The organism is Kitasatospora sp. NPDC001540 (assembly GCF_042894345.1).
GTDB lineage: Bacteria > Actinomycetota > Actinomycetes > Streptomycetales > Streptomycetaceae > Kitasatospora > Kitasatospora phosalacinea_C.
On record NZ_JBIAVO010000053.1, the window covers coordinates 1 to 22,886 of the forward strand.

Sequence of the window (22,886 nt, forward strand, 5' to 3'; positions counted from 1 at the left end):
TCACTGGTTTTCCAAGGGATTGGCCGCCCCGGGACCGTCCACACAGATGCGTGTCCGGTGCTCCCTGCCGAGCGACCAGTCAACACTACGCCGACCGGCGAACAGATGCAAACTCGTCCGTGTGGACCACCCAGTCGCACGCTTCGCGGCTGCTCTCCACGTGGGTGGCGTTCGGGCGGTCGTTGCTGTCGATGCGTCGGCGGGCGACCGCGTGGTCCTGGCCGCTTGCGGTGTGACGGGCGAGCAGGCGGGTGTCGCGGGTGTTCTCGTCCGCGTCGACGTACCAGAGTTCGCGCAGCAGGGCCCGGGCGTCCGTCCACGGGGTCGTGGGGGTGGCGAGGTAGTTGCCCTCGGTGATGACGAGGCGGGTGTGGGGGCGGACGAGGTGGCGGGCGGCGACCGGTTCGTCGAGGGTGCGGTCGAAATCGGGGGCGTAGATGTCGTGGAAGCGGTCGGTGGTGACGCGCTGGAGGAGGGCGAGGTAGCCGTGGGCGTCGAAGGTCTCGGGGGCGCCCTTGCGCGGGCGCAGGCCGAGGCGGTCGAGCTGGGCGTTGGAGAGGTGGAAGCCGTCGAGCGGGAGGAGGGCTGCGGTGTCGGGGCCTTCGCGGTGGTTGATCTCGTCGGCCAGGAGGCGCGCGAGGGTGGACTTCCCGGCGGCGGGCGGTCCGGCCAGGCCGAGGAGGACGCGGCCGGTACCGCTGCCGGGGCCGCGGAGCAGGCCGAGGGCTCGGGCCAGCACCTGTTCCGCCACGGCGGCGGGCTGCTCGGCGGTGGGGGCGGTGCTGGAGGTGCCTTCGACGTGCATGGCTCGCACCCTACGCGCCGGTAGGGGCGCTGAGAACAGGGGCGTCGAGGGTGAGCGTGCCGGCGTCGGCGTCGAGGGTGGCGGGGACGCCGAGCGGGACGGTGATCGAGGACGGGCAGTGGCCGAAGCCGAGTTCCCACAGGACGGGGACGCCGAGCCCGCCGAAGTGGTCGAGCATCACGGCGCGCACGCCGTCGAGCGGGCCGCAGTTGTCCCAGGACCCGAGGACCACCCCCGCCACCCCGTCCAGGGCGCCGCTGCGGCGGAGCTGGGTGAGGATCCGGTCGAGTTGGTAGGGCTGCTCGTTGACGTCCTCCAGCAGGAGCAGGCCGCCGGCGAAGGACGGGCGGGCTCCGGGGGTGCCGCGGTCGGCCGCGAGCAGTGAGGCGCAGCCACCCATCAGGACGCCGTGCGCCTGGCCGGGGGCGAGGGCGGTGGCGTCGGGGCCGGTGAGGACGGTGGTGGTGGCGGGTTCGAAGAGGGTGCGGCGCAGGTGTTCGGCGGTGGCGGCGTCGGTGCTGAAGACGGTGGTGCCGGGCATCGGGCCGTAGAGGGTGGGGATGCCGAGCCGTTGGCTGACGGCTTCGTGCAGGACGGTGACGTCGCTGAAGCCGACGAGGGGCTTCGGTTCGGCGGCGCGCATCGCGTCCCAGTCGAGGAGGTCGACCATCCGGTGGGCGCCGAAGCCGCCGCGGGCGCAGAGGACGGCGTCGATGTCGGGGTCGAGCCAGGCGGCCTGGAAGTCGGCGGCGCGGTGGGCGTCCGTGCCGGCCAGGTGCGGCAGCGTGGGGTGGGTGTCGTGGAGGTGCGGGGGGACGACCACGTCCAGGCCCCAGGAGCGGAGGATGTCGGTGCCGAGGGCGAGTCGGTCGGGGTCGATCGCGCCGCTGGTGGCGGCGAGGGCGACCCGGTCACCGGGGCGGAGCGGGCGCAGGGGCATCCGGTACTCCTTCGGGGAGCGCGAGCAGGGGGTGGGGACAGGAGGCGGGCGGCCGCTGTTCCGTCTGCTGACGGTATCCCCCGTCCGGGAACGGCCCACCCCGGCGGAGCCACTGCCGCTGCGGGGGCGGAAGCGGGGCGGGGTGGGCCGGGGCGGGGCGGGGCTAGAAGGTGCCCATGGCGGCGCGCACCTCGGCGAGGGTCCGGTCGGCGACGGCGTTGGCGCGGGCGTTCCCCGCGTGCAGGACCTCGCGCAGGACGGTGCGGTCGGCGGCGAGTTCGGCGCGGCGGGCCCGCAGGGGGCGGAAGTACTCGTTGACCGCCTCGGTGGCGGTGCGCTTGAGGTGGGCGGCTCCACCGTCGCCGATCTCCGCGGCGACGGCGTGCGGGTCGCGGTCCTGGCAGAGCGCGGTGAGCAGCAGGAGGTTGGAGACGCCGGGGCGGTGCTCGGGGTCGTAGGCGATGTGGCGGTCGGGGTCGGTGACGGCGCCGCGGAGCAGGCGGGCGGTCTCGTCCGCCGTGGCGCCGAGGGTGACGGAGTTGCCCCGGCTCTTGCTCATCTTGCCGCCGTCGGTACCGAGGAGCAGCGGGGCGCGGGAGAGGAGGGCCTGCGGTTCGGGGAAGAGGGTGGCGTAGCGGTCGTTGAAGCGGCGGGCGATGGTGCGGGTGACTTCCAGGTGCGGCAGTTGGTCCTGGCCGACCGGGACGAGGTCGGCCTTGCAGAACAGGATGTCGGCGGCCTGGTGGACGGGGTACGTGAACATCAGCCCGCTGACGGCGGACTGCCGGGAGTGGGCGATCTCGTCCTTGACGGTGGGGTTGCGGGAGAGTTCGGCGACGCTGACCAGGCTGAGGAAGGGCAGCATCAGCTGGTTGAGGGCGGGGACGGCGCTGTGGGTGAAGATCGTGGCCCGCTCCGGGTCGACCCCGGCGGCCAGGTAGTCGAGGACCAGGTCCTCCGCGTGATCGGCGGGGTGGTCGGCGCGGTCCCGGTCTGTGATCGCCTGGTAGTCGGGGATCACGATCATCAACTCCAGTCCCTGGGCCTGGAGTTCGACCCGGCTGCGGAGTGTCCCGAAGTAGTGGCCGAGGTGCAGCGGGCCGGTGGGGCGGTCGCCGGTCAGGATGCGGTGGTGCCCTGCGACGGTGGCGGCGACCAGCGGGTTCGCCGCGCTCTCGACGGGGATGCGGTCGGCGGTGGCGGTGCGGTCGGCGGTGGCGGGGGCTTTGCCGGTCATGGCGGGGGGCTCCTCGGTTACGGGTGGTGGCCGCCCGCCGGGGCCTGCCCTGGGTCCGTCCGAGGTGGTCGCGCCGGGGCCGCCCTTGCGGACGGCCCTGGGGTCATGCGTGGGAACCGGCCGTCCTAGGACGGCCACCAGCACAGGCATGACGTGAGAGACATGCCTCCACCCTAGCCCGGTGCCCGGGCTCCGCAACGGGTTTACCCTCCCTGCACGGGAACCGCCGGCCGCGTGCGCACGTCCCTTGGCCCGGCGCGCACCGGTGGTGCAGGATCGGGCGAACTCGGATTCCGGAGGGGCAACAGCCATGACCTCGCTCGACCAGAACGCGTCGGACCGACCGCGCGCGGACGTCAACCGCCGCGCGGTGCAGGCGGGTTCGGCGGAGGGTCCGGCTCCGGAGGGCGCGGCGCAGAACGTCGCGACGGGCGCGGGCGCCGGTACGGGCGTCGGTACGGGTCCGCGTGCGGGCGCGGACGCAGGGACGAGCACGGGCGTGGGTGCGTCCGGGGCGGCGGTCGGGTGGTCGTCGGGGGTCTGGGGCGCCGGTGAGGTGGTGGGGCAGGCGCGTCCGCAGCGGCGTCCTGCGCCCTCGCGGCGGTTGAGCCAGGTGCGGGCGGTGCCGTCGGCCGGGCGCCGGGCGGGGGCGGAGGAGGACGCGGTCGGGCTGGAGGGCGCGCCGACGGACCTGGTGGGGGTGCCGATGGGGGTGCTGATCGGCGGGTCGCCCGGGTTGGCGGAGGGGGTCGGTCCGGGTGGGCGGGCTCCGGACCGGCGGGTGTCAGCGCAGTTGCTGCGGTTCGGTTCCGGCACCTGCCAGGTGGTGCTGCCGGAGTGGCGGTCGGCCATCGCGGTGTCGGTGCCGACCGAGCAGTTGCAGCGTTCGACCGGCCTGTCCCCGGAGGAGCTGCGGTCCGCCCTGCTGTCGGTGGTGATCAACCCGGAGGCGGTGCACGACCGGGAGTTGGGGATGCGCGACTGGCAGGCCGAGCTGCCGACGACGCGCGGACGTCGGCGGGGTCGGCGCCCGGTCCGCTGAGTCGGCCGGAACGGTGGGGGCCGCGGGGTCAGTTGCCCGCGGCCGGGGCGGTGGCGGTGTTGGGCACGTAGCCGAGGTGGACGGGCTCGATCGGGCCGGGTGGCGCGGTGCGGAGCCCGGCGAGCAGGGTGGACAGGTCCGGCGGCCAGGTCGGGTCGGCGTCGGGGGCGGCGAGTTCCTCCGGCGTCCACCAGCGCCAGCCGAGGATGCCGTCGACCCGGTGGACCTCCGCGACGTCCCCGGGTTCGCGCCGCGGGCCGTGGGTCAGGAAGATGTGCTCGTGCTGGCGGACCGGGGTGCCGTGCCAGGTGAAGTCGTGCTCCCAGGTGCAGACGAGCGGGCCCGGCCGGAGGTCGGTCCAGCCGGTCTCCTCGTGCAGCTCCCGGAGGGCTCCCTCGATCGGGGACTCGCCCGGCTCCACCCCGCCGCCCGGGGCGTTCCAGTGCACCCCGACCTCGGAGTTGTCGGACCTGAACAGGAACACCTCGCCCTGCGGGGAGAGCACCAGCGTCCGCGCCGCCTGGCGGGGACGCCGTTCGCCGACGGGCTTCCGAGCACGCCTGATCCATCGCACGGGTCCACCCTGGCAGAGCGGCGGAGGGGGTGTCGATCGGGTTTTCGGGCGGAACGACGTGCCGGGGCAAGGGGTTTCCGGGCTCTCCACCGCTCGGTGGACCTAATCTGAGCCGCATGGTCGAATCCGCCGTCATCCTTCCGTCCGACCCGCTCCTCCCCCGCCGGGTGGACCCGCACTTCGCCTGGGAGGCCGGGGCGCTCCGGGCCGTGGGCGGCGACCACGTCCTGCTCGACCACGACGCGCTGCTCGCCGGGGACGTCGCGGCCGCGGTCCGCCGGATCCCGGCCGGTGCGGGGCCGCTCTGGTACCGGGGCTGGATGGTCCCCACCGCCCGGTACGCCGAACTCGCCGAGGCCCTGGCGGACCGCGGCCGCCCACTGCTGACCGGACCGGCCGCGTACGCGACCGCCCACGAACTGCCCGGCTGGTACCGGACGTTCGAACCGCTGACCCCGGCCAGCAGGTGGCTGCCCGGCCCGGACTGGAGCCGGAGCGCACTGGCTGCGGCCGCCGCGGAGTTGGGCGGGCGGGGGCCCGCGGTGGTGAAGGACTACGTCAAGTCCCGCAAGCACGAGTGGGACGAGGCCTGCTACGTGCCGGACCTCGCCGACCTCGACGCGCTGGAGCGGGTGGCGTCGCGCTTCGCCGAACTGCAGGGCGAGTTCCTGGCGGGCGGGCTGGTGGTGCGCCGCTTCGAGTCGTTCGCCCGGGCCGCGGACGGACGGGCGGAGGAGGCCCGGGTCTGGTGGCTGGACGGGGAGCCGGTGCTGGTCGGACCGCACCCCGACAGCCCGGCGGTCCGGGTGGAACCCGAACTGTCGGCCGTCCGCCCGCTGGTCCGGCGGTTGGGGTGCCGCTTCGTCACCACCGACCTGGCCCGCAGCACCGGCGCGGACGGGGCGAGCGGGACGGACGGGGCCGAGGGGTGGCGGGTGGTGGAGGTCGGGGACGGCCAGGTCAGCGAACTGCCGTCCGGGGCGGACGTCGAGGCGCTGTTCCGGGCGCTGCTGAAGGCGTAGTCGGAGGCGTGGCCCGGGCGGGCGCCCGGCACCGGGCCGGTGGGGCCCGCGGGCTCGGGCGGCCGGGGCCAGCGGCCCGGCGCCGACCAGCAGCAGGGCGGCGAGCAGCGCGCCCGTCGCCGGGTAGCCGGGACTGCTCGCCGGGGTGGCACCGGCCAACGGCCCGCAGGCGGTGCCGAGGGCGGCGACGGCGGAGGTCTGGACGGCGCGGCGGCCGCCGGGGTCGTCGGCCCCGGCGTCAGGGCGGCGCGGTCCGTCGTGGTCCGCTGCCGCCCCTCCGCCGGGGCCGTCGTCCGACGGTTCAGCCCAGGGCCGGTGTCGGGTGCCCCTCCGCGATGAAGGCGTTCCACAGTTTGGCGTAGGCGCCGTCGCGGTCGAGCAGCTCGGCGTGGGTGCCGTCCTCCACGATGCGGCCGTGGTCGAGGACGACGATCCGGTCGGCCCGTTCGGCGGTGGTGAGCCGGTGGGCGATGACCAGGGTGGTGCGTCCGCCGCTGAGCCGGTCGGCGGCGTGGTTGACGGCTGCTTCGGTGGCGAGGTCGAGTGCGGCGGTGGCCTCGTCGAGGAGCAGGATGTCGGGGTCGACCAGTTCGGCGCGGGCGAGGGCGATGAGCTGGCGCTGACCGGCGGAGAGGTTGCGGCCGCGGGGTGCGACCCGGTGCTGGTAGCCGTCGGTCAGCCGGGTGATCATGTCGTGGGCGCCGACCGCCTTGGCCGCCGCTTCGACCTCGGCGTCACTGGCCCCGGGGCGCCCGTAGGCGATGGCGTCCCGGACCGTTCCCGCGAAGAGGTACGCCTCCTGCGGGACGACGCCGAGCCGGTGCCGGTACCCGTCCAGGTCGTAGCTGGTGAGGTCGGTGCCGTCCACCTGCAGGGTGCCGCCGGTGGCGTCGTAGAACCGGGCGACCAGTTTGACCAGGGTCGACTTGCCCGCCCCGGTCTCGCCGACCAGGGCGACGGTCTGGCCGGACGGGATGTGCAGGTCGATGCCGGAGAGCACGTCGGGGTTGCCCGCGCCGCCCCCGTTGTAGGCGAAGCTGACGTTCCGGAAGTCGATCTCTCCGCGCAGCGCGCCGACCGGGACGGGGTGCTCGGCCTGCGGCGTGCTGGTGGGGGTGCGCATCAGTTCGCGGATCCGGCCGAGGCCGACGGCGGCCTGCTGGTAGCCGTCGAAGATCTGCGAGAGCTGGTTGACGGGCGCGAAGAACAGGTCGATGTACAGCAGGTAGGCGACCAGGGCGCCGATGGTGAGGGTGCCGTCGTCGACCCGGGAGGCTCCGGCGATCAGCACCAGGGCGGAGGCGACGCTGGAGAGGAACTGCACGAACGGGAAGTACAGCGAGATGTAGAGCTGCGCCCTGGCCCGGGCGTGCCGGTAGGCGAGGCCCCGTTCGACGAACCGCTCGGTGTTGGCGTCCTGGCGGCGGAAGGCCTGGACGATCCGCATGCCCGCGACGTTCTCCTGCAGGTCCGCGTTGACGGTGCTGATCAGGTCGCGGGAGACCTGGTACTGCTGGGCGGACTTCTTGCGGAACACCAGCGTGGCGATGACCAGCGGCGGGAGCACCGCGAAGACCACCAGGGCGAGGCCGGGGTCGATCACGATCAGGGCGGCGAAGATGCCGAAGAAGGTGAGGACGCTGACCACGGCGGTGACCACGCCGGTCTGCAGGAAGGAGGAGATGGAGTCGACGTCGGTGGTCATCCGCGTCATGATCCGGCCGGTCAGTTCCCGCTCGTAGTAGTCGAGGCCGAGCCGGTTGAGGTGCGCGAAGATCTTCAGCCGCAGGGTGTAGAGGACGCGCTCGCCGGTGCGGCCGGAGACCCGGCTCTCGGTGGCCTGCACCAGCCAGTCGAGCAGGACCACGGCGAGGGCCAGCAGGGAGGCGACCGCGACGCCGCCGAGGGCCGCCTTGCTGACGCCGTCGTCGATGCCGTGCCGGATCAGGACCGGGAGGGTGAGCCCGGCGGCGGTGTCCAGCGCGACCAGGAGCAGGGCCAGCAGCAGGGGGCGGCGGAACGGGGCGAGCAGCCGGGCGAGGCCGAACCGGGGGTCGGCGGCCTCGGCCCGTTCGACCGGGACTCCGGGGGTGTCGGTCGCGGGCGGCAGTGCGGCGACCTTGGCGAGCAGTTCGGCGTCCGCTCCCGGCTTCCCGGCGTCCGTGCTGGCGGCGGTGGCACCGACGGCGGTGGTACCGGCGGCCCGCTCGGGCGCGGCGCCGTCGGCCGGGGCCGGGGCGGGGGCCGCCAAGGCGTCCGGGTCGGTGATGAGCGAGCGGTAGCGGGGACATCGGGCGGTGAGTTCCTCGTGCGTGCCGAGGTCGATCAGCCGGCCCGCGTCCAGGACGGCGATCCGGTCGGCGAGCTGCAGGGTGGAGCGGCGGTGGGCGATCAGCAGGGTGGTGCGACCGGCCATCACGCTGTGCAGCGCGTCGTGGATCTCCGCCTCGATCTGCGGGTCCACCGCGGAGGTGGCGTCGTCGAGCAGCAGGATGCGCGGGTCGGTGAGGACGGCCCGGGCGAGCGCGATGCGCTGGCGCTGGCCGCCGGAGAGGGTGAGGCCCTGCTCGCCGACCTTGGTGTCGTAGCCGTCGGGGAGCTCGCGGATGAAGCCGTCGGCCTGGGCGATCCGGGCGGCGGCCTCGATCTGCTCCTCGGTGGCCTCCGGGTGCCCGTAGGCGATGTTGGTGCGGACGCTCTCGGAGAACAGGAAGCTCTCCTCGGGCACGATGCCGATGGTGGCCCGCACCGAGTCCAGGGTGGCCTCGCGGACGTCCTGCCCGAACAGTCGGACGGTGCCGGAGGTGGGGTCGTAGAAGCGGGGCACGAGCTGGGCGACGGTGGACTTGCCGGAGCCGGAGGCACCGACCAGGGCCAGCGTCTCCCCCTGGGCCAGCCGCAGGCTGAGGCCCTCCAGCACCGGGACGCCGTCGGGGACGCTGCCCGGCTCGGGGTGCTCCTCGGCCCGGTAGTGGAAGTCGACCCGGTCGAGCTCCAGCGCGGGGGTGCCGGGCGGGGCGGCGGACGGGTCGAGCGGGCGGGCGTCGGCGGGGTCGGTGACCAGCGGGCGCTGGTCGATCAGTTGCAGGACGCGCTCGACCCCGGCGCGGGCCTGCTGGCCGACGGTGATCACCATGGCGAGCATCCGGACCGGGCCGGTCATCTGCGCCAGGTAGGTGGAGAAGGCGACGAAGGTGCCGAGCGTGACGTCCCCCCGGACGGCCAGCCAGCCGCCGACGGCGAGCACCGCGACCTGCCCGAGCGCGGGCACGGCCTGCATGGCCGGGGTGTAGCGGGCGTTCAGCTTGATCGACCGCAGCCGGGCCGCGAACAGCTCGCGCGAGGCGCGCTCCAACTTGCGGCGCTCCTGCGCCTCCTGGCCGAAGCCCTTGACCACCCGGACCCCGCCGATCGCGGCGTCCACCACGCCCGCGACCTCGGCGGCCTGCTGCTGGGCGGCCCAGGTCGCCGGGAAGAGGCGCTTGCGGCTGAGCGTGGCCAGCCACCACAGGGCCGGGCCCATCACCAGGGCGATCAGGGTGAGCGGTGGGGAGAGCCAGAGCATGACCGCCAGCGACATGACGAACATCAGGCCGTAGCCCGTCATCATCGGCAGCATCGACAGCAGTCCGTTGACGAGCTGCAGGTCGGAGGTGGCCCGGCCGACCACCTGCCCGGTGTCCAGCCGGTCCTGCCGGTGCCCGTCGAGCCTGGTCAGCGAGCGGAACAGGTCGGCCCGCATGTCGTGCTGGACGTCCAGCGCGAGCTGGCCGCCGTAGTAGCGCCGGACCTGGGTGCAGAGGAACACCACCGCCGCCGCGACCAGCAGCAGGACCGCCCAGGGGGTGAGCGGACGGCTGTGCGCGGTGATCACGTCGTCGATGATCAGCTTGGTGATGAGCGGGACGATCGCGGTGACCGCCATGCCCACCAGGGACGCCCCGAAGGACAGCAGCAGGTTGCGGCGGTACCGCCAGCAGTAGCCGCCGAGCCGGCGGAGCCAACTCCGCTCTGGGAAACCATGAGTCTCGGGCATATTTAGTGATGCTAACCATTCGGCCGGTCAGGCGTCCATCGGGTTCGAGGGCGCACGGAAGGCTGAACGACCCGGGGCCGAGCTTCCTTCCCGTCTCCAGGTTGCCCGCGCCGCGCGGTGGTGCGCCTCCTGCGATCGGCTAGACCTGGGTCAGCCGATCGACCTAGGCGGAGGGTGTAGCCAGCCTCACCCCGATCGCCCATCCCGGCTGACCGCCCCGGCTGACCGCCGCACCTCGGTGCCGCCGGTCAGCGGGCCGATCGGGACCCTTCGACCTCCGCGGCGGCGGCCACGAACGCCCCCTGCGCCAGGGCGCGCAGCAACGCCGCCATGCTGTCCCGGGCCAGTCCGGACCGCTCGGAGCTGGACCGCTCGGCGGGGGCGCCCGCACCGGCATCGGGTCCGGCGCCCTGGGGCTGCTGCGGAGCGGCGCTGTGCGGGGTGGAGTTGAGCAGGCCGAACACCGCGTGCACGGCGGCGCGGGCGACCGGCTCCGCCTCGGGCACGGCCAGCGGCGGGAAGGCCTCGCGCACCACCGTCACCCAGAGTTCGACGTAGCCGCGCTGGAGTCGGCGCACCCGGCGGCGGTCCGTCTCCTTGAGGTGGAGCAGTTCGCGGTCGTGGAGGGTGATCAAGTCCCGGTCGTCCAGGGCGAAGTCGATGTGCCCGTCGATCAGGGAGTCGAGCGCGGCCCGGGGCCCGTCGGCCTCGCCCTCGCGGCGCCGCCCCTCCTCCAGCAGGCGCTCGCTGATGCCGACCAGGAGGTCGGCGAGCATCGCGTCCTTGCCAGCGAAGTGCCGGTACAGGCCGGGACCGCTGATGCCGACCGCCTTGCCGATCTCGTCGACGCCGACCCCGAGGAACCCGCGGGCGGCGAACAGCCTGGCGGCCTCTTTCCGGATCTGGTCACGGCGTGGGAGCGCGGGGGCGGTGGCGCGGTTGGGCATGCTGCCCATCGTAGACAGTCGGGTTATCGATGGTTAACCTGGCCACAGAGTTAACGCTCATTAACACGGGCTCGCCGACTCGCCCTTCGGCCTGCCCCGATCCGAATCCGAGGGCAAGGGAGCTCTTGGGATGGTCCTCTCTTCCGCACAGACCCCTCCGTGGTCCACCGCCCCGTCACGGGACGCGGCCCCGGACGCCCCGCCGTTCCTCGCCTCCGACGCACCGGCCCCCCGGCTGGAGGGCGTGGCCGACCCGTCCTCCCCGGCCGGGCTGGCCAATGCTCGGACCCACCGGGAGCTGGTCGCCGAACTGCGCGACAAGCTCGCGGCGGCGGCGCTCGGCGGCGGCGAGAAGGCGCGCGCCAAACACGTCGCCCGCGGCAAACTGCTGCCCCGGGACCGGGTGGACACCCTGCTCGACCCCGGCTCGCCGTTCCTCGAACTGGCCCCGCTGGCCGCCGACGGACTGTACGACGGCGCCGCCCCGGCCGCCGGGGTGATCGCCGGCATCGGCCGGGTCGCCGGCCGCGAGGTCCTGGTGGTGGCGAACGACGCCACGGTCAAGGGCGGCACGTACTACCCGATGACCGTGAAGAAGCACCTGCGCGCGCAGGAGGTGGCCCTGGAGAACCGGCTGCCCTGCGTCTACCTGGTGGACTCCGGCGGGGCGTTCCTGCCGATGCAGGACGAGGTGTTCCCCGACCGCGACCACTTCGGCCGGATCTTCTACAACCAGGCACGCCTGTCCGCCGCCGGGATCCCGCAGATCGCGGCGGTGCTGGGCTCCTGCACCGCGGGCGGTGCGTACGTCCCGGCGATGAGCGACGAGGCCGTGATCGTCCGCAACCAGGGCACCATCTTCCTGGGCGGCCCACCGTTGGTGAAGGCCGCCACCGGCGAGGTGGTGACCGCCGAGGAGCTGGGTGGTGGAGACCTCCACTCCCGCACCTCGGGCGTGACCGACCACCTCGCGGAGGACGACGCCCACGCGCTCTCCATCGTCCGCACCATCGTGGCCGGGCTGGGTCCGCGCGCCGCCAAGCCGTGGCCGCTCGCCCCGGTCGAGCCGCCCGCGGTCGACCCGGCCGGGTTGTACGGCGTGGTGCCGGTGGACCCGCGCACCCCCTACGACGTGCGCGAGGTGATCGCCCGGCTGGTGGACGGCAGCCGGTTCGCCGAGTTCAAGGCCGAGTACGGCACCACCCTGGTGACCGGTTTCGCCCGGATCCACGGCCACCCGGTCGGCATCGTCGCCAACAACGGCGTCCTGTTCGCCGAGTCCGCGCTCAAGGGCGCGCACTTCGTCGAACTGTGCGACCAGCGCGGCATCCCCCTCCTCTTCCTGCAGAACATCACCGGATTCATGGTGGGCCGCCAGTACGAGGCCGGCGGCATCGCCAAGCACGGCGCCAAGATGGTCACCGCGGTGGCCTGCACCCGGGTGCCCAAGCTGACGGTGGTGATCGGCGGCTCGTACGGGGCGGGCAACTACTCGATGTGCGGGCGGGCCTACTCACCTCGCTTCCTGTGGATGTGGCCGAACGCGAAGATCTCCGTGATGGGCGGGGAGCAGGCGGCCTCGGTGTTGGCCACCGTCCGCCGCGACCAGTTCGAGGCCCGGGGCGAGGAGTGGAGCGCCGAGGACGAGGACGAGTTCAAGCGCCCCGTCCGCGAGCAGTACGAGCGCCAGGGCAACGCGTACTACGCCACCGCCAGGCTGTGGGACGACGGCGTGATCGACCCGCTGCAGACCAGGACCGTGCTCGGCCTGGCGCTCACCGCCTGCGCCAACGCCCCGCTCCCCGACCCGCGCCCGTTCGGGGTCTTCCGAATGTGACGGTCGGCCGCGACCGCCCGGACCGCCGTCGGTGACGCGCCGTCAGTGACGCACTGTCAACCAGCTCACCGTTCCCTTCGTGACGGAGGAACACCTCTCATGTTCGACACCGTGCTCGTCGCCAACCGCGGCGAGATCGCGCTCCGGGTGATCCGCACCCTCCGACGGCTGGGCGTGCGGTCGGTCGCCGTGCACAGCGACGCGGACGCGGACGCCCCGCACGTCCGAGCCGCCGACCTCGCGGTCCGGCTCGGGCCCGCCGACCGGAGCGACAGCTCCGCCGCCGAGACGTACCTGCGCGCCGACCTGATCCTGGACGCCGCCCGTCGGACCGGTGCGCAGGCCGTCCACCCCGGCTACGGGTTCCTGGCCGAGAACTCCGCGTTCGCCGAAGCCTGCACCCGGGCCGGGCTGACCTTCATCGGCCCGCCGCCGGCTGCGGTGGAGCTGATGGGCGACAAGATCAACGCCAAGGAGGCCGTCCGGGCCGCCGGGGTGCCCGTCGTCCCCGGCAGCGAGGAGGGCTCGCCCAGCGACGAGCAACTGATCGAGGCGGCGGACCGGATCGGCTACCCGGTGCTGCTCAAGCCCTCGGCCGGCGGTGGCGGCAAGGGCATGCGGCTGGTCCGCGACCCGGCCGAGCTGCCCGCCGAGCTGGCCGCGGCCCGCCGGGTGGCCCGCACCGCGTTCGGCGACGACACCCTGTTGCTGGAGCGCTGGGTCGACCAGCCCCGGCACATCGAGGTGCAGGTCCTGGCCGACACCCACGGCCGGACCGTCCACCTCGGCGAGCGCGAGTGCAGTCTGCAGCGCCGCCATCAGAAGCTCATCGAAGAGGCTCCTTCCGTCCTGTTGAACCCTCGGACCCGCGCCGCGATGGGCGAGGCCGCGGTGCGCGCCGCCGAGGCCTGCGGCTACACCGGTGCCGGCACGGTCGAGTTCATCGTCCCCGGTGTCGGCCCCGCGGGGCCGGACGCGGACGAGGTCCTCGACTTCTTCTTCATGGAGATGAACACCCGCCTCCAGGTGGAACACCCCGTCACCGAACTGGCCGTGGCCGTGGCCGGGCCGGACGGCCCGCAGCGGCTCGACCTGGTCGAGTGGCAGTTGCGCGTCGCCGCGGGCGAGGCACTGCCGTTCGCTCAGTCGGACATCTCCTTCCTGGGCCACGCGATCGAGGCCCGGATCTGCGCCGAGGACCCGGAACGGGACTTCCTGCCCACCGGCGGCGAGGTACTGCTGCTGGACGAACCCTCCGGGGAGGGCGTCCGGGTGGACTCCGGAATCGCACCCGGTGACCGGATCGGCAGCCTGTACGACCCGATGCTCGCCAAGGTGATCGCGTACGGGCCCGACCGCCCGACCGCGATCCGTCGGCTGCGGGCCGCACTCGCCGAGACCCGCATCCTGGGCGTCACCACCAACACCGGCTACCTGCGCCGGCTGCTGGCCCAGCCCGAGGTCACGACAGGCCGACTCGACACCGGGCTGGTGGAACGCAGTGCCCAGCAGGACGCCTCGCTGCTGAGCTCCCCGTACATCCGCCCCGGGTCGATCGACCTGCTCCACTTCGCCGCCGCACTGCTGCGGCAGCTCGAACTCGGCCGCGCCGCCGCCTCCGACGGCTGGACCGATCCCTTCTCCCTCCCTTCGGGCTGGCGACTCGGTGGCGAGGCCGCGTGGACCACGCACCGGCTCCGGCTGCCCGGCCGCGAGCCGGTCACCGTGAGCTGTCGAATGATTACCAGTGGTGAATTCGAGAGCGCTATCGGTTTTTCCGCGGCAGCCGCCCCCGAGTGGGAGGTCCGTCTGGGCGACGCCCCGGTCCGGAGGGCCCGCGCGAGCCGGGACGGGAACCTGCTGCGCCTTGCAGTCGACGGCCTGCAGGCCACTTTCACGGTCGCTTCGGAGCGCACGCCGGAGGGGGTCACCCACTGGCTCGGGGTCGACGGGGACGCCTGGCCCGTTCACCCGTTCGACGCAATCGCGGAGCGCGCCGGAGCCGGCGCCGCCCACCACGGCACCCTCACCGCACCGATGCCCGGCACCGTCACCGTGGTCAAGGTCGAACCCGGCGAACGGGTCCGCCGCGGCCAGGCCCTGCTGGTCCTGGAGGCCATGAAGATGGAGCACGTCATCTCGGCGCCGCACGACGGCACCGTCGACGACCTGCGGGTGGCCCCCGGCGCGACCGTCGCGATGGACGCGCCCCTGGTGACGGTCGCCGCGGACGAGGACCCGTCCGACCCCGCCTCCTCCCCCGCGTCCGCCGAGCCCCTCCGGGAGGCGGTCCGATGAGCGCCGCGCCGAACGGGACGGACGGGCCGACCGTGCTGGACCTCGGCCTGCCGCAGCCGGTGCGCGACCCCGGGCTGCCCGGCCGGGTCCGCATCCACGAGGTCGGCCCGCGCGACGGCCTGCAGAACGAGGGCGCCCTCGTGCCCGTCGAGGTGAAGGCCGAGTTCGTCGCCCGGCTCGCCGCCGCCGGGCTGCGCACCGTCGAGGCCACCAGCTTCGTCCACCCCAAGTGGGTGCCCCAACTGGCGGACGCCGAGGAGCTGATGCCCCGGCTGGCCGGGCTGCCCGCGCAGCACCCCGGCCTGCGGCTGCCCGTCCTGGTGCCCAACGAGCGCGGCCTGGACCGGGCGCTGGCCCACCACGCCACCGAGGTCGCGGTCTTCGCCAGCGCCACCGAGACCTTCGCCAGGCGCAACCTCAACCGCTCGGCGGACGAGGCGATGGCGATGTTCCGTCCGGTGGTCGAGCGCGCCGCGGCCGCCGGGGTCCCGGCCCGCGGCTACCTGTCGATGTGCTTCGGCGACCCCTGGGAGGGGCCGGTCCCGATCGAGCAGGTGGTGCGCCACGGTCTGGCGCTGCTGGAGATGGGCTGCACCGAGCTGAGCCTCGGCGACACCGTCGGCGTCGCCACCCCCGGCCACGTCAACGCCCTGATCGACGCGTTCACCCGTTCCGGCGCCCCGGTCGAACGCCTGGCCGTGCACTTCCACGACACCTACGGACAGGCCCTCGCCAACACGCTGGCGGCGCTGCGCTCCGGGGTGACCGTGGTGGACGCGTCGGCCGGCGGCCTCGGCGGCTGCCCGTACGCCAAGAGCGCGACCGGCAACCTGGCCACCGAGGACCTCGTCTGGATGCTGAACGGCCTGGGCGTGGAGACCGGCGTGGACCTCGCCGCACTCACCGCGACCAGCGGCTGGATGGCCCGTCACCTCGGTCGCCCCAGCCCGTCGAGGACCGTCCACGCCCTGCTCGGGCCGACGGACTGAACCCCGACACCCTGCTCCGACCCCCCGTCCCCACCAGGCCCACCAGGCCGCGATCCCGGGAGGATCAGCCGTGCTCGACCACCGCCTGAGCAATGAGTACGAGGAACTCCGCCGCACCGTGGAGGAGTTCGCCAACGACGTGGTTGCGCCGAAGATCGGCGAATACTACGAGCAGAACGAATTCCCGTACGAAATCGTCCGGGAGATGGGGCGGATGGGCCTGTTCGGGCTGCCCTTCCCGGAGGAGTACGGCGGCATGGGCGGCGACTACTTCGCGCTCTGCCTGGCCCTGGAGGAACTGGCCCGGGTCGACTCCTCGGTGGCGATCACCCTGGAGGCCGCCGTCTCGCTCGGCGCGATGCCCGTCCACCTCTTCGGCACCGAGGAGCAGAAGCGCGAGTGGCTGCCGAAGCTGACCTCCGGCGAGGTGCTCGGCGCCTTCGGCCTGACCGAGCCCGAGGGCGGCACGGACGCCGGGGCGACCCGGACCACCGCGCGCTACGACGAGGCCACCGACGAGTGGGTGATCAACGGCAGCAAGTGCTTCATCACCAACTCCGGCACCGAGATCACCGGCCTGGTGACCGTCACCGCACTGACCGAGCCGCTCACACGTTCGAGTGATGGATCGTCAAATCACTCGCCCACCAGGGAAATCTCCTCCATCATCGTTCCCACTGGGACTCCCGGGTTCCAGGTGTCGAAGAAGTACTCGAAGGTCGGCTGGAACGCCTCGGACACCCGCGAACTGTCCTTCACCGACTGCCGAGTGCCCGCGGCCAACCTGCTCGGCAGCCGAGGCCGCGGTTACGCCCAGTTCCTGCGCATCCTCGACGAGGGCCGCATCGCCATCGCGGCCCTGGCCACCGGCCTGGCCCAGGGGTGCGTCGACCAGTCGCTCTCGTACGCCGCCACGCGCCGCGCCTTCGGCCGGCCGATCGGCGCCAACCAGGTCATCCAGTTCAAGCTCGCCGACATGGAGATGCGCGCGCACACCTCCCGCCTGGCCTGGCGGGACGCCGCCTCCCGGCTGCTGCACTCCGAACCCTTCAAGAAGGAGGCAGCCATCGCCAAGCTGTACGCCTCCGAGGCCGCGGTCGACAACGCCCGGGAGGCGACCCAGATCCACGGCGGCTACGGATTCATGAACGAGTACCCGGTCGCCCGCATGTGGCGCGACTGCAAGATCCTGGAGATCGGAGAGGGCACCTCGGAGGTCCAACGGATGCTCATCGCACGCGAGCTCGGCATGACTTCCTGACCGCTCCCAACTGACCGTTCCGGTCAGGACCGGAACGGGGGCAGGGCCGACGCCCCGGCGTCACTGTCGATCTGGTCATAGCGGTCCAACGCCAGTTGGAACGCCGTCGGTTGGACGCGCACCGCGCCGGAGAACGGCCCGCTCATCACCGCCACCATGCTCACCCCGAACGCCACGGAGGCGCCCACGAAGCACATCAGCACCAGGTTCCGCGGGTTGGAGGTCAACCCGATCACCGAGGGGGTGGCCAGCACGAACACCGCCCCCACCAGCAGACCGCCGATCGCCAGGACGGGCACCGACGCACGGAGATCACCCAGCCGCGCGTTGCGCTTGGCGTTGACCTCGGACAGGCTGCGCAGCACATCGGTCCGAGCACTCGCCTCGGTCTGGCTGTGCACCGTGGCCTGGTCGACGGCGGCCCGCACCCGGTCGACCGCCTGCCAGGCGGCCTGACTGCCGGTGCCGTGCTGCATGGTGGCCCACTCGTCGTCGATCACCACCCTGGTGTAGGACCTCAGCCTCTCCCGCACCACCGGCCGGTCTGCGCCGGACAGACCACCGGCGGTCCAGTACGCCTCTGTGAGGGCCCGCGACTCCTCGTAGGTGTGCTGGCGGGCCGAGTTCAGCTGCTGCCAGGTGCCGGCGATGCTGAAGCCCAGGAAGAGCGCGAAGAAGCCGAGGATCGCCGCCCCCGCGAAGGACAGCGCCTGCGGCGTCGACGACCCCTCGCGCGCCCGTCTGGTCCGCCCCAGCAGCAGGCCGAGCACCAACGCCAGCACCGCCCCCGCCACGGCGGCAACGGCGACGGTCAGCATCGCGGCCCGACCGCACCCGGGCGCAGCGTGCTTCGGCCCGCTTGCGCCGTTGCCGCTGTCGCCCGCACCGCCACCGCCACCGCCACGATCGTCGTGGCTGTCACCTCCGTCACGGCCGTCACTTCCGGCTCCGGTTCCGCACGGTGAACATCGCCGCCAGGACGCACAGCACCGGAAGGAGGAGCGCCAGCAGGAGCATCATCACCTCGGTGGTGTCCCAGGGGTTCTCCTCCTCCTCAGCAGGCCAGTCGCCCGTCGCGTACTGGCTCTGCGCCTGCGCGCCCGGGGAGCGGTCGGCTGCGGGTCGCGACTGCTGCAGGCCGGCGGCGGGGCTCGGAGCGTGTGCGGAGGCGGACGCGGAGGCGGAGGCGGAGGCGGGTGGGTTGGCTGTGGTGGCAACGGGGCTGCTCGTGGCGGGAGTTGATGCAGCGAGCTGACCGGGAGCGGCGAAGGGCGAGGCGGGGCGGGCGAAAGCGGTTCCGCCCGGGAGCAGCGCCGGAGCCCGTCCGGGGAGGAACGGTCCGAGCAACTGCCCGGCCAGGGCAGGGACTCCGGCTGCGGGCTGTTGCACCTGACCCTGCGCCTGCGTCGCGTTGGCGGGGGGCTGGCCGGGAGCGGCGGCGACCGGTTGGGTGCCGGGCGGGACGGTGATCGGGAGCAGCCCCGGCGGGACGGCGTCCGTCGAGGAGCCCGGTGGCGTGCCCGTGCCTCCGGCGGTTCCGGTGCCGCTGGTGCCCGCCGTACCGGGGGCCGGCTGAACGGTCCCGGCGCCCGTGGTGCTGCCCGCTCCCTGGCCCGCCCCCGCCCCGCTGCCGGTGCCGCTGCCCGTTCCTGGGGTGGAACCGGCACCGGAACCCGGGCCTGCGGCCGTGGGTTCGGTCGGCTCCGGGCCGGGCGGGGTGGGCTGCAGGCCGTCGTAGGAGCCGTCGGCCTCGGCGGAGACCCGGCGGGGTGCTTGGCGACTGCCGTCCGGGCCGACGGTCGCGTCGTCGGCCGTGCCCTCCGCCCGGGCCGTACCGGTCTGGCGTCCCGGGCGGGCGGTGCCGGTCGCCCGGCAGTCGACGGTCTGGCCGGGAGCGATGGTGTGCCCGCCGTCGGGGCCCGCGCAGTTCACCTGGCCCAGACCGGGCAGTCCCTCGGTGATCGAGGCGGCGGTGATCGGGACGTCACCGAACGCCTCCAGGCGGTACTGGAGTTCGATGCTCCCACCGCCCGCAGCCACCGCCCTGACTGCAGGCCGATCGGGTTGGGCGGGGCGGGCGGGTTGGGCGGGGCGGGCGGCGACAGGCGCGGTGCCAGGTGCGGCCGTGGGGTCGGGGGTGGTGTTCGGGGGCGTCCGGGGCGTGGAGCGGTGGGACAGGCCCGTACCGGAGGGGGCGCCCAGCCGGGTGAGCCGGATGCCCGCGGTGATGCCCAGGTAGCCGGTGGCCGCGTCGGCGTGCGACTGGGGCAAGTGGTTCGGTGCGTCGGCGACCGCCGAGACCCGGGCGGACTGCGGCCCGGGGGCGACGGTGAGGGTGGCGGTGCAGTCGATGGCGCCGCCGGGCGGGATGCTCCGGTCGGCGCCGCAGGAGAGCTGCCCCCCGGACAGTTGGGGGTCGCTCAGCAGCACGTTGCCGAGCGGGTACTCGGCGTGGTTGCTCAGGTGGTAGGTGCGGGTGGCCGCTTCCCCGGCACGCAGTCGTACCGCGGGGTCGGTGCTGGTGTTGGTGCTGACGCTCAACCGCAGTCCGTCGCGCACCTCACCGCCCCGGGTGGTTCCCGGTTCCGCCCTCCAGGCGCCGAGGACCACGGGGGCCAGCAGCGCCGCCCCGAGCACGACGGGCGCGGGGCGGCGGAGGACGGCCACTGCGCTGCGCCATCCGGTGGTCTGTACGTCGATATGACGATCGGTCACCCCCGCATGATCGAGCAGGGGATCGCCCGTTCACCGGTACGGCGCACCGCAGCGCTCGGGAACGACTCGATCGGCCGATAGCGGCAGGTCGCCGCAGTCGAGGGCGAGCAGGGAACACCGAACGAGGAACACCGGGCAGGGCAACACCGGGCAGGAGAGGCTGGTCGGGGCGGCCGGTCGGGGCGGCCGGTCAGGGGATGACGATCACCGGGCGGTTGGCGCGGCGGGCGAGGCGGCTGGAGACGGAGCCGAAGATCTTGCCGAGCAGGCCGTGGGTGCTGCCGACCACGATGGCGTCCGCGGCGTACTCGCGGCCGACCTCCTCGATCTCGTGGCAGATGTCGCCACCGCGTTCGACCAGGATCCAGGGGACGCCGGAGAGGAAGTCGGCGCAGGCGAGTTCGAGGCCGAGGATCTCGGTGCGCTGGTCCGGGAGGTCGACGAAGACCGGCGGTTCGCAGCCCGCCCAGACGGTGGCGGGCAGCCGGTTGGCGACGTGGACGATCACCAGGCCGCAGTGGGAGCGGCGGGCCATGCCGACGGCGTAGGCCAGCGCGCGCTCGCTGGAGAGCGAGCCGTCGAAACCGACCACCACGCCGTGCTGGAACTGCGGGTCGCAGGCGCGCGAGCCGTGCTCCTGGAGCTGGGGTTCACCCTCGTCGTCGCGGCGGCCGACGGTGGGACGGGATCGGTCGGTCATCGCGTCCTCCGCAGTACCGGGTCGAGGGCCGACGACGGGGTCCGCCGCCGTACCGGGGGTGTCACGCTCGGGGCCGCCGCGCTCCTGGTCCCCGTGCTCCGGATTGCGGTCCGACCGGTGGCCCAGCAGCCCTCCGGTGCCGCGCCGCGGCCGGTCGGGCCGCCGCACCCAGACGTCGGACTGCCGGACGCCGGGCTGCCGGACGTCCGGTTGCCGGAGGCCGGGGCGCCGGACGTCCGGGGGGCGCGCCGGATCGGCGAGCGGCGGGGCGCCGGGGCGTCCGGCGTCGGACCTGCCGTCGTACCGGCCGCCGTCGTACGGGCTGCCGTGGGCAGAAGCGGAGGGCTCGTGACCGGCCATGGCTCAAAACTCTTCAACTGAAGCGGGCCTACGCAGGGGGACGCGGCGGCGGACCGTCCGGTCCCGGTGACAGGGACGGCAGCGGTGGCGACGCGTCCGGGAACGACTACCACCGTCGGAGACCTGTGCCTTTCAGAGTACGGCTCGGGGCGGGCCCCGCCCAGCGACGGCGCCCTCGTGCGATCGGGTTCCCGCGGGTGGGGGAAGCACGTGCCGAAACGTGCGCCCCCGCGCGACGGGTTCCCAGGAGCTTGACCGACGAGACGCGATGTGCGCAACAGTGCGCCGACACAACGTGACCCGACTGTCATCGCCCCTGTCCGCAAGCGGTGCACGGCAGTTGCCCCACGTCCGCACTCCGCCGCCGGTTCGGGGACCGCCCGGTGGGACCGACGGCTTTTCGGATCATGGTCCGAGTTGCGCGGGTAGCATCCGGATTCGGCCATTTCGCGGAAATTCCACCTGCCTTTGGCAATTGCCAGGTGCATACGCGGTGGCCGCTGGCAGCATGCTCGGCATGCCGCTGCTCCTGCTCGACCTCGACAACACCCTGCTGCCCAGGGACGCCGCGTTCCGGGCGTGGGCGGAGGACTTCCTCTCCGAGAACGGCCTCCCCGCCGGTGACCTCGACTGGCTGGTCATGCTCGACGGCAGCGGCTACGTGCCGCGCAGCACCGTACTGGGTGCGGCGAAGCGCCGCTACGGCTTCGACCGGTCGGTCGATTCGATGCTCGCGCACTACCGGACCGGCATCAACTCCCACATCCGGTGCCCGGATTCGCACGTCGCGGCGCTCCGGGAGGCGCGCGAGGCGGGGTGGACGCTGGGGATCGTCAGCAACGGCGGGACGATGCCCCAGTTGGAGAAGATCCGGCGCACCGGGCTCGCCGCCCTGGTGGACGGCTGGGTCATCTCGGAGGAGGCCCGCTGCCTGAAGCCGGACCCGTTGATCTTCGAGATCGCGGCCCGCCGGTGCGGGTTCCGACCGGCCGGGGACTGGAGGGCGCAGACCTGGATGGTCGGCGACTACGGTCCGGCCGACATCGCGGGGGCGGCGGCCACGGGGCTGCGCAGCGCCTGGCTGCACCACGGCCGCCCGTGGGCCGAGCGGGCCTACCGCCCGACGGTCAGCTCGCCGAACCTGCCGGAGGCGGTACGGGTGATCCTCGCCGCGGACGAACACCCCACCGCCGGACGGGGGTTCGCCCCCACCACGGCCGGTCGCCCCCAGCGCTCGCGCGGTCGCCTCGCCGTCCCGGCCTCCCGCCTGGCCCCGACGCCCGCCCGGGTCGCCCCGAACGTTCCGAACCTCCCGAACGCCCCGGCTGCCTCCCTGACCGCAGCGACCCTGACCGCAGCGACCCTGACCGCAGCGACCCTGAGCACAGCACCCCCGAACGCAGCGCCGACGAAGGCCGTGCCGCTCGCGCCGATCGAACCCGCCCCGGCCGCCGCCGCGAGCTGAGCCGACAGCGCGACCGGGCCGACCGACCACCTCCGCCATCTCCCGCACCCACCAAGGAATCTGACGCTTCGTCACCAACGGCCCGCGCCCCCACTCGCACCCGCGCTGCGGACGTGCGGAACCCCCCGGCGGAGCGGAGTTGGCGCAGGAGCCCGGCGGCACAGGGCCCGGGACGAACGGACGCCGGCTCCCCGCGCCCGGCCCGCCCGTCCAGGGATCGGATTCGGACGAATGTGCGGCACCCGGGCCCGCGGGGCGGACCGGCGGGGAGGGGCGGGACGGTGGGGTGGCTGTGACGGGTGGGGCACAAGTGGAACGACGGGCACGGAGTGACGGAGCGTGAGGTGAGAGGCGTTCCGGAGTGGCCGGTTCGCGGTGGGCCGGGGGACTGAAGGGGCGCGGGGATCACGGCTCAGGTGTGCGCTGTGGCGCGTGGAGGGTGGTTTCGCGCCCCCGATTTCAACCGTCCGTTTTCGGCCAACTTGCGCCGCGGCCCTGTCGTTCGGGCAAATCCGCAGCACACAGCGGGCGGTGAGTGCACCGTCGACGGGGGAATCACCGACGGGTCGTGCGACAACCGGCCACGCTTCTCCGCGCCCCCTTCACAGCGGGGTCGACGGGTGCCACGCTTCGTGATCGAATGCTTCACGCCAAATTG

The 22,886-nt window shown here is 73.7% G+C and carries 16 protein-coding genes; 7 read left to right on the plus strand and 9 right to left on the minus strand.

Annotated elements, in window-relative coordinates:
• Window positions 1-85 precede the first annotated feature (85 nt).
• From ACFY00_RS35580 to trpS, 3 genes are all read right to left on the minus strand, one after another.
• Window positions 86-805 carry a nucleoside/nucleotide kinase family protein gene (locus ACFY00_RS35580; RefSeq protein ID WP_388037696.1) on the minus strand — a complete coding sequence of 240 codons (720 nt, stop codon included), beginning with the start codon at window positions 803-805 and terminating at the stop codon, window positions 86-88.
• 10 nt (window positions 806-815) lie between these two features.
• The gene (locus ACFY00_RS35585; protein ID WP_388037698.1) at window positions 816-1,745 is read right to left on the minus strand and encodes an LD-carboxypeptidase; all 930 of its coding nucleotides are present in this window, start codon (window positions 1,743-1,745) and stop codon (window positions 816-818) included.
• Between the two features lie 163 nt (window positions 1,746-1,908).
• Window positions 1,909-2,982, minus strand: a complete 1,074-nt coding sequence (gene trpS / locus ACFY00_RS35590) for a tryptophan--tRNA ligase (protein WP_388037700.1) — start codon at window positions 2,980-2,982, stop codon at window positions 1,909-1,911.
• Between the two features lie 622 nt (window positions 2,983-3,604).
• Between trpS and ACFY00_RS35595 the strand changes: the two genes are divergently transcribed.
• Window positions 3,605-4,024 (plus strand): hypothetical protein, encoded by a 420-nt coding sequence (locus ACFY00_RS35595; protein WP_388037701.1) that lies wholly within the window; start codon window positions 3,605-3,607, stop codon window positions 4,022-4,024.
• Window positions 4,025-4,052: 28 nt separating this feature from the next.
• Here the strand turns inward: ACFY00_RS35595 and ACFY00_RS35600 are convergent, their stop codons facing one another.
• The gene (locus ACFY00_RS35600) at window positions 4,053-4,598 is read right to left on the minus strand and encodes an NUDIX hydrolase (protein ID WP_388037703.1); all 546 of its coding nucleotides are present in this window, start codon (window positions 4,596-4,598) and stop codon (window positions 4,053-4,055) included.
• A gap of 116 nt (window positions 4,599-4,714) precedes the next feature.
• Here ACFY00_RS35600 and ACFY00_RS35605 point away from each other — a divergent pair, with 116 nt between their 5' ends.
• Window positions 4,715-5,620: an ATP-grasp domain-containing protein gene (locus ACFY00_RS35605; RefSeq protein WP_388037706.1), complete on the plus strand. Its 906-nt coding sequence runs from the start codon at window positions 4,715-4,717 to the stop codon at window positions 5,618-5,620.
• Window positions 5,621-5,921: 301 nt separating this feature from the next.
• Here the strand turns inward: ACFY00_RS35605 and ACFY00_RS35610 are convergent, their stop codons facing one another.
• Both ACFY00_RS35610 and ACFY00_RS35615 read right to left on the minus strand, forming a co-directional pair.
• On the minus strand, window positions 5,922-9,656 hold the full coding sequence (locus tag ACFY00_RS35610; RefSeq protein WP_388037708.1) for an ABC transporter ATP-binding protein: 3,735 nt from the start codon (window positions 9,654-9,656) through the stop codon (window positions 5,922-5,924).
• A gap of 248 nt (window positions 9,657-9,904) precedes the next feature.
• Window positions 9,905-10,603 (minus strand): TetR/AcrR family transcriptional regulator, encoded by a 699-nt coding sequence (locus ACFY00_RS35615; RefSeq protein ID WP_388037710.1) that lies wholly within the window; start codon window positions 10,601-10,603, stop codon window positions 9,905-9,907.
• Window positions 10,604-10,733: 130 nt separating this feature from the next.
• On the opposite strand from ACFY00_RS35615, the gene ACFY00_RS35620 reads away from it, so the two are divergent.
• The 4 genes from ACFY00_RS35620 (at window position 10,734) to ACFY00_RS35635 (ending at window position 16,988) form a co-directional block, all read left to right on the plus strand.
• Window positions 10,734-12,440: a carboxyl transferase domain-containing protein gene (locus tag ACFY00_RS35620; protein ID WP_388037713.1), complete on the plus strand. Its 1,707-nt coding sequence runs from the start codon at window positions 10,734-10,736 to the stop codon at window positions 12,438-12,440.
• Window positions 12,441-12,539: 99 nt separating this feature from the next.
• On the plus strand, window positions 12,540-14,738 hold the full coding sequence (locus ACFY00_RS35625) for a biotin carboxylase N-terminal domain-containing protein (protein WP_388037716.1): 2,199 nt from the start codon (window positions 12,540-12,542) through the stop codon (window positions 14,736-14,738).
• Window positions 14,735-15,727, plus strand: coding sequence for a hydroxymethylglutaryl-CoA lyase (locus ACFY00_RS35630; RefSeq protein WP_388037719.1), 993 nt, complete (start codon window positions 14,735-14,737; stop codon window positions 15,725-15,727). Before ACFY00_RS35625 ends, ACFY00_RS35630 begins: the two co-directional genes overlap by 4 nt.
• A 70-nt stretch (window positions 15,728-15,797) precedes the next feature.
• Window positions 15,798-16,988 carry an acyl-CoA dehydrogenase family protein gene (locus tag ACFY00_RS35635; protein WP_388037721.1) on the plus strand — a complete coding sequence of 397 codons (1,191 nt, stop codon included), beginning with the start codon at window positions 15,798-15,800 and terminating at the stop codon, window positions 16,986-16,988.
• A 23-nt stretch (window positions 16,989-17,011) separates the two neighbouring features.
• Here the strand turns inward: ACFY00_RS35635 and ACFY00_RS35640 are convergent, their stop codons facing one another.
• From ACFY00_RS35640 to ACFY00_RS35650, 3 genes are all read right to left on the minus strand, one after another.
• Window positions 17,012-17,806, minus strand: coding sequence for a hypothetical protein (locus tag ACFY00_RS35640; RefSeq protein WP_388037723.1), 795 nt, complete (start codon window positions 17,804-17,806; stop codon window positions 17,012-17,014).
• A gap of 118 nt (window positions 17,807-17,924) precedes the next feature.
• A complete protein-coding gene (locus ACFY00_RS35645) occupies window positions 17,925-19,703 on the minus strand; it encodes a hypothetical protein (RefSeq protein WP_388037726.1) in 1,779 nt (592 codons plus the stop codon).
• A 190-nt stretch (window positions 19,704-19,893) separates the two neighbouring features.
• Window positions 19,894-20,403, minus strand: coding sequence for a universal stress protein (locus tag ACFY00_RS35650; protein WP_388037778.1), 510 nt, complete (start codon window positions 20,401-20,403; stop codon window positions 19,894-19,896).
• Window positions 20,404-21,256: 853 nt separating this feature from the next.
• On the opposite strand from ACFY00_RS35650, the gene ACFY00_RS35655 reads away from it, so the two are divergent.
• Complete coding sequence (locus ACFY00_RS35655) at window positions 21,257-22,228, plus strand: HAD family hydrolase (protein ID WP_388037728.1); 972 nt, start codon at window positions 21,257-21,259, stop codon at window positions 22,226-22,228.
• The last annotated feature ends 658 nt before the right edge of the window (window positions 22,229-22,886 follow it).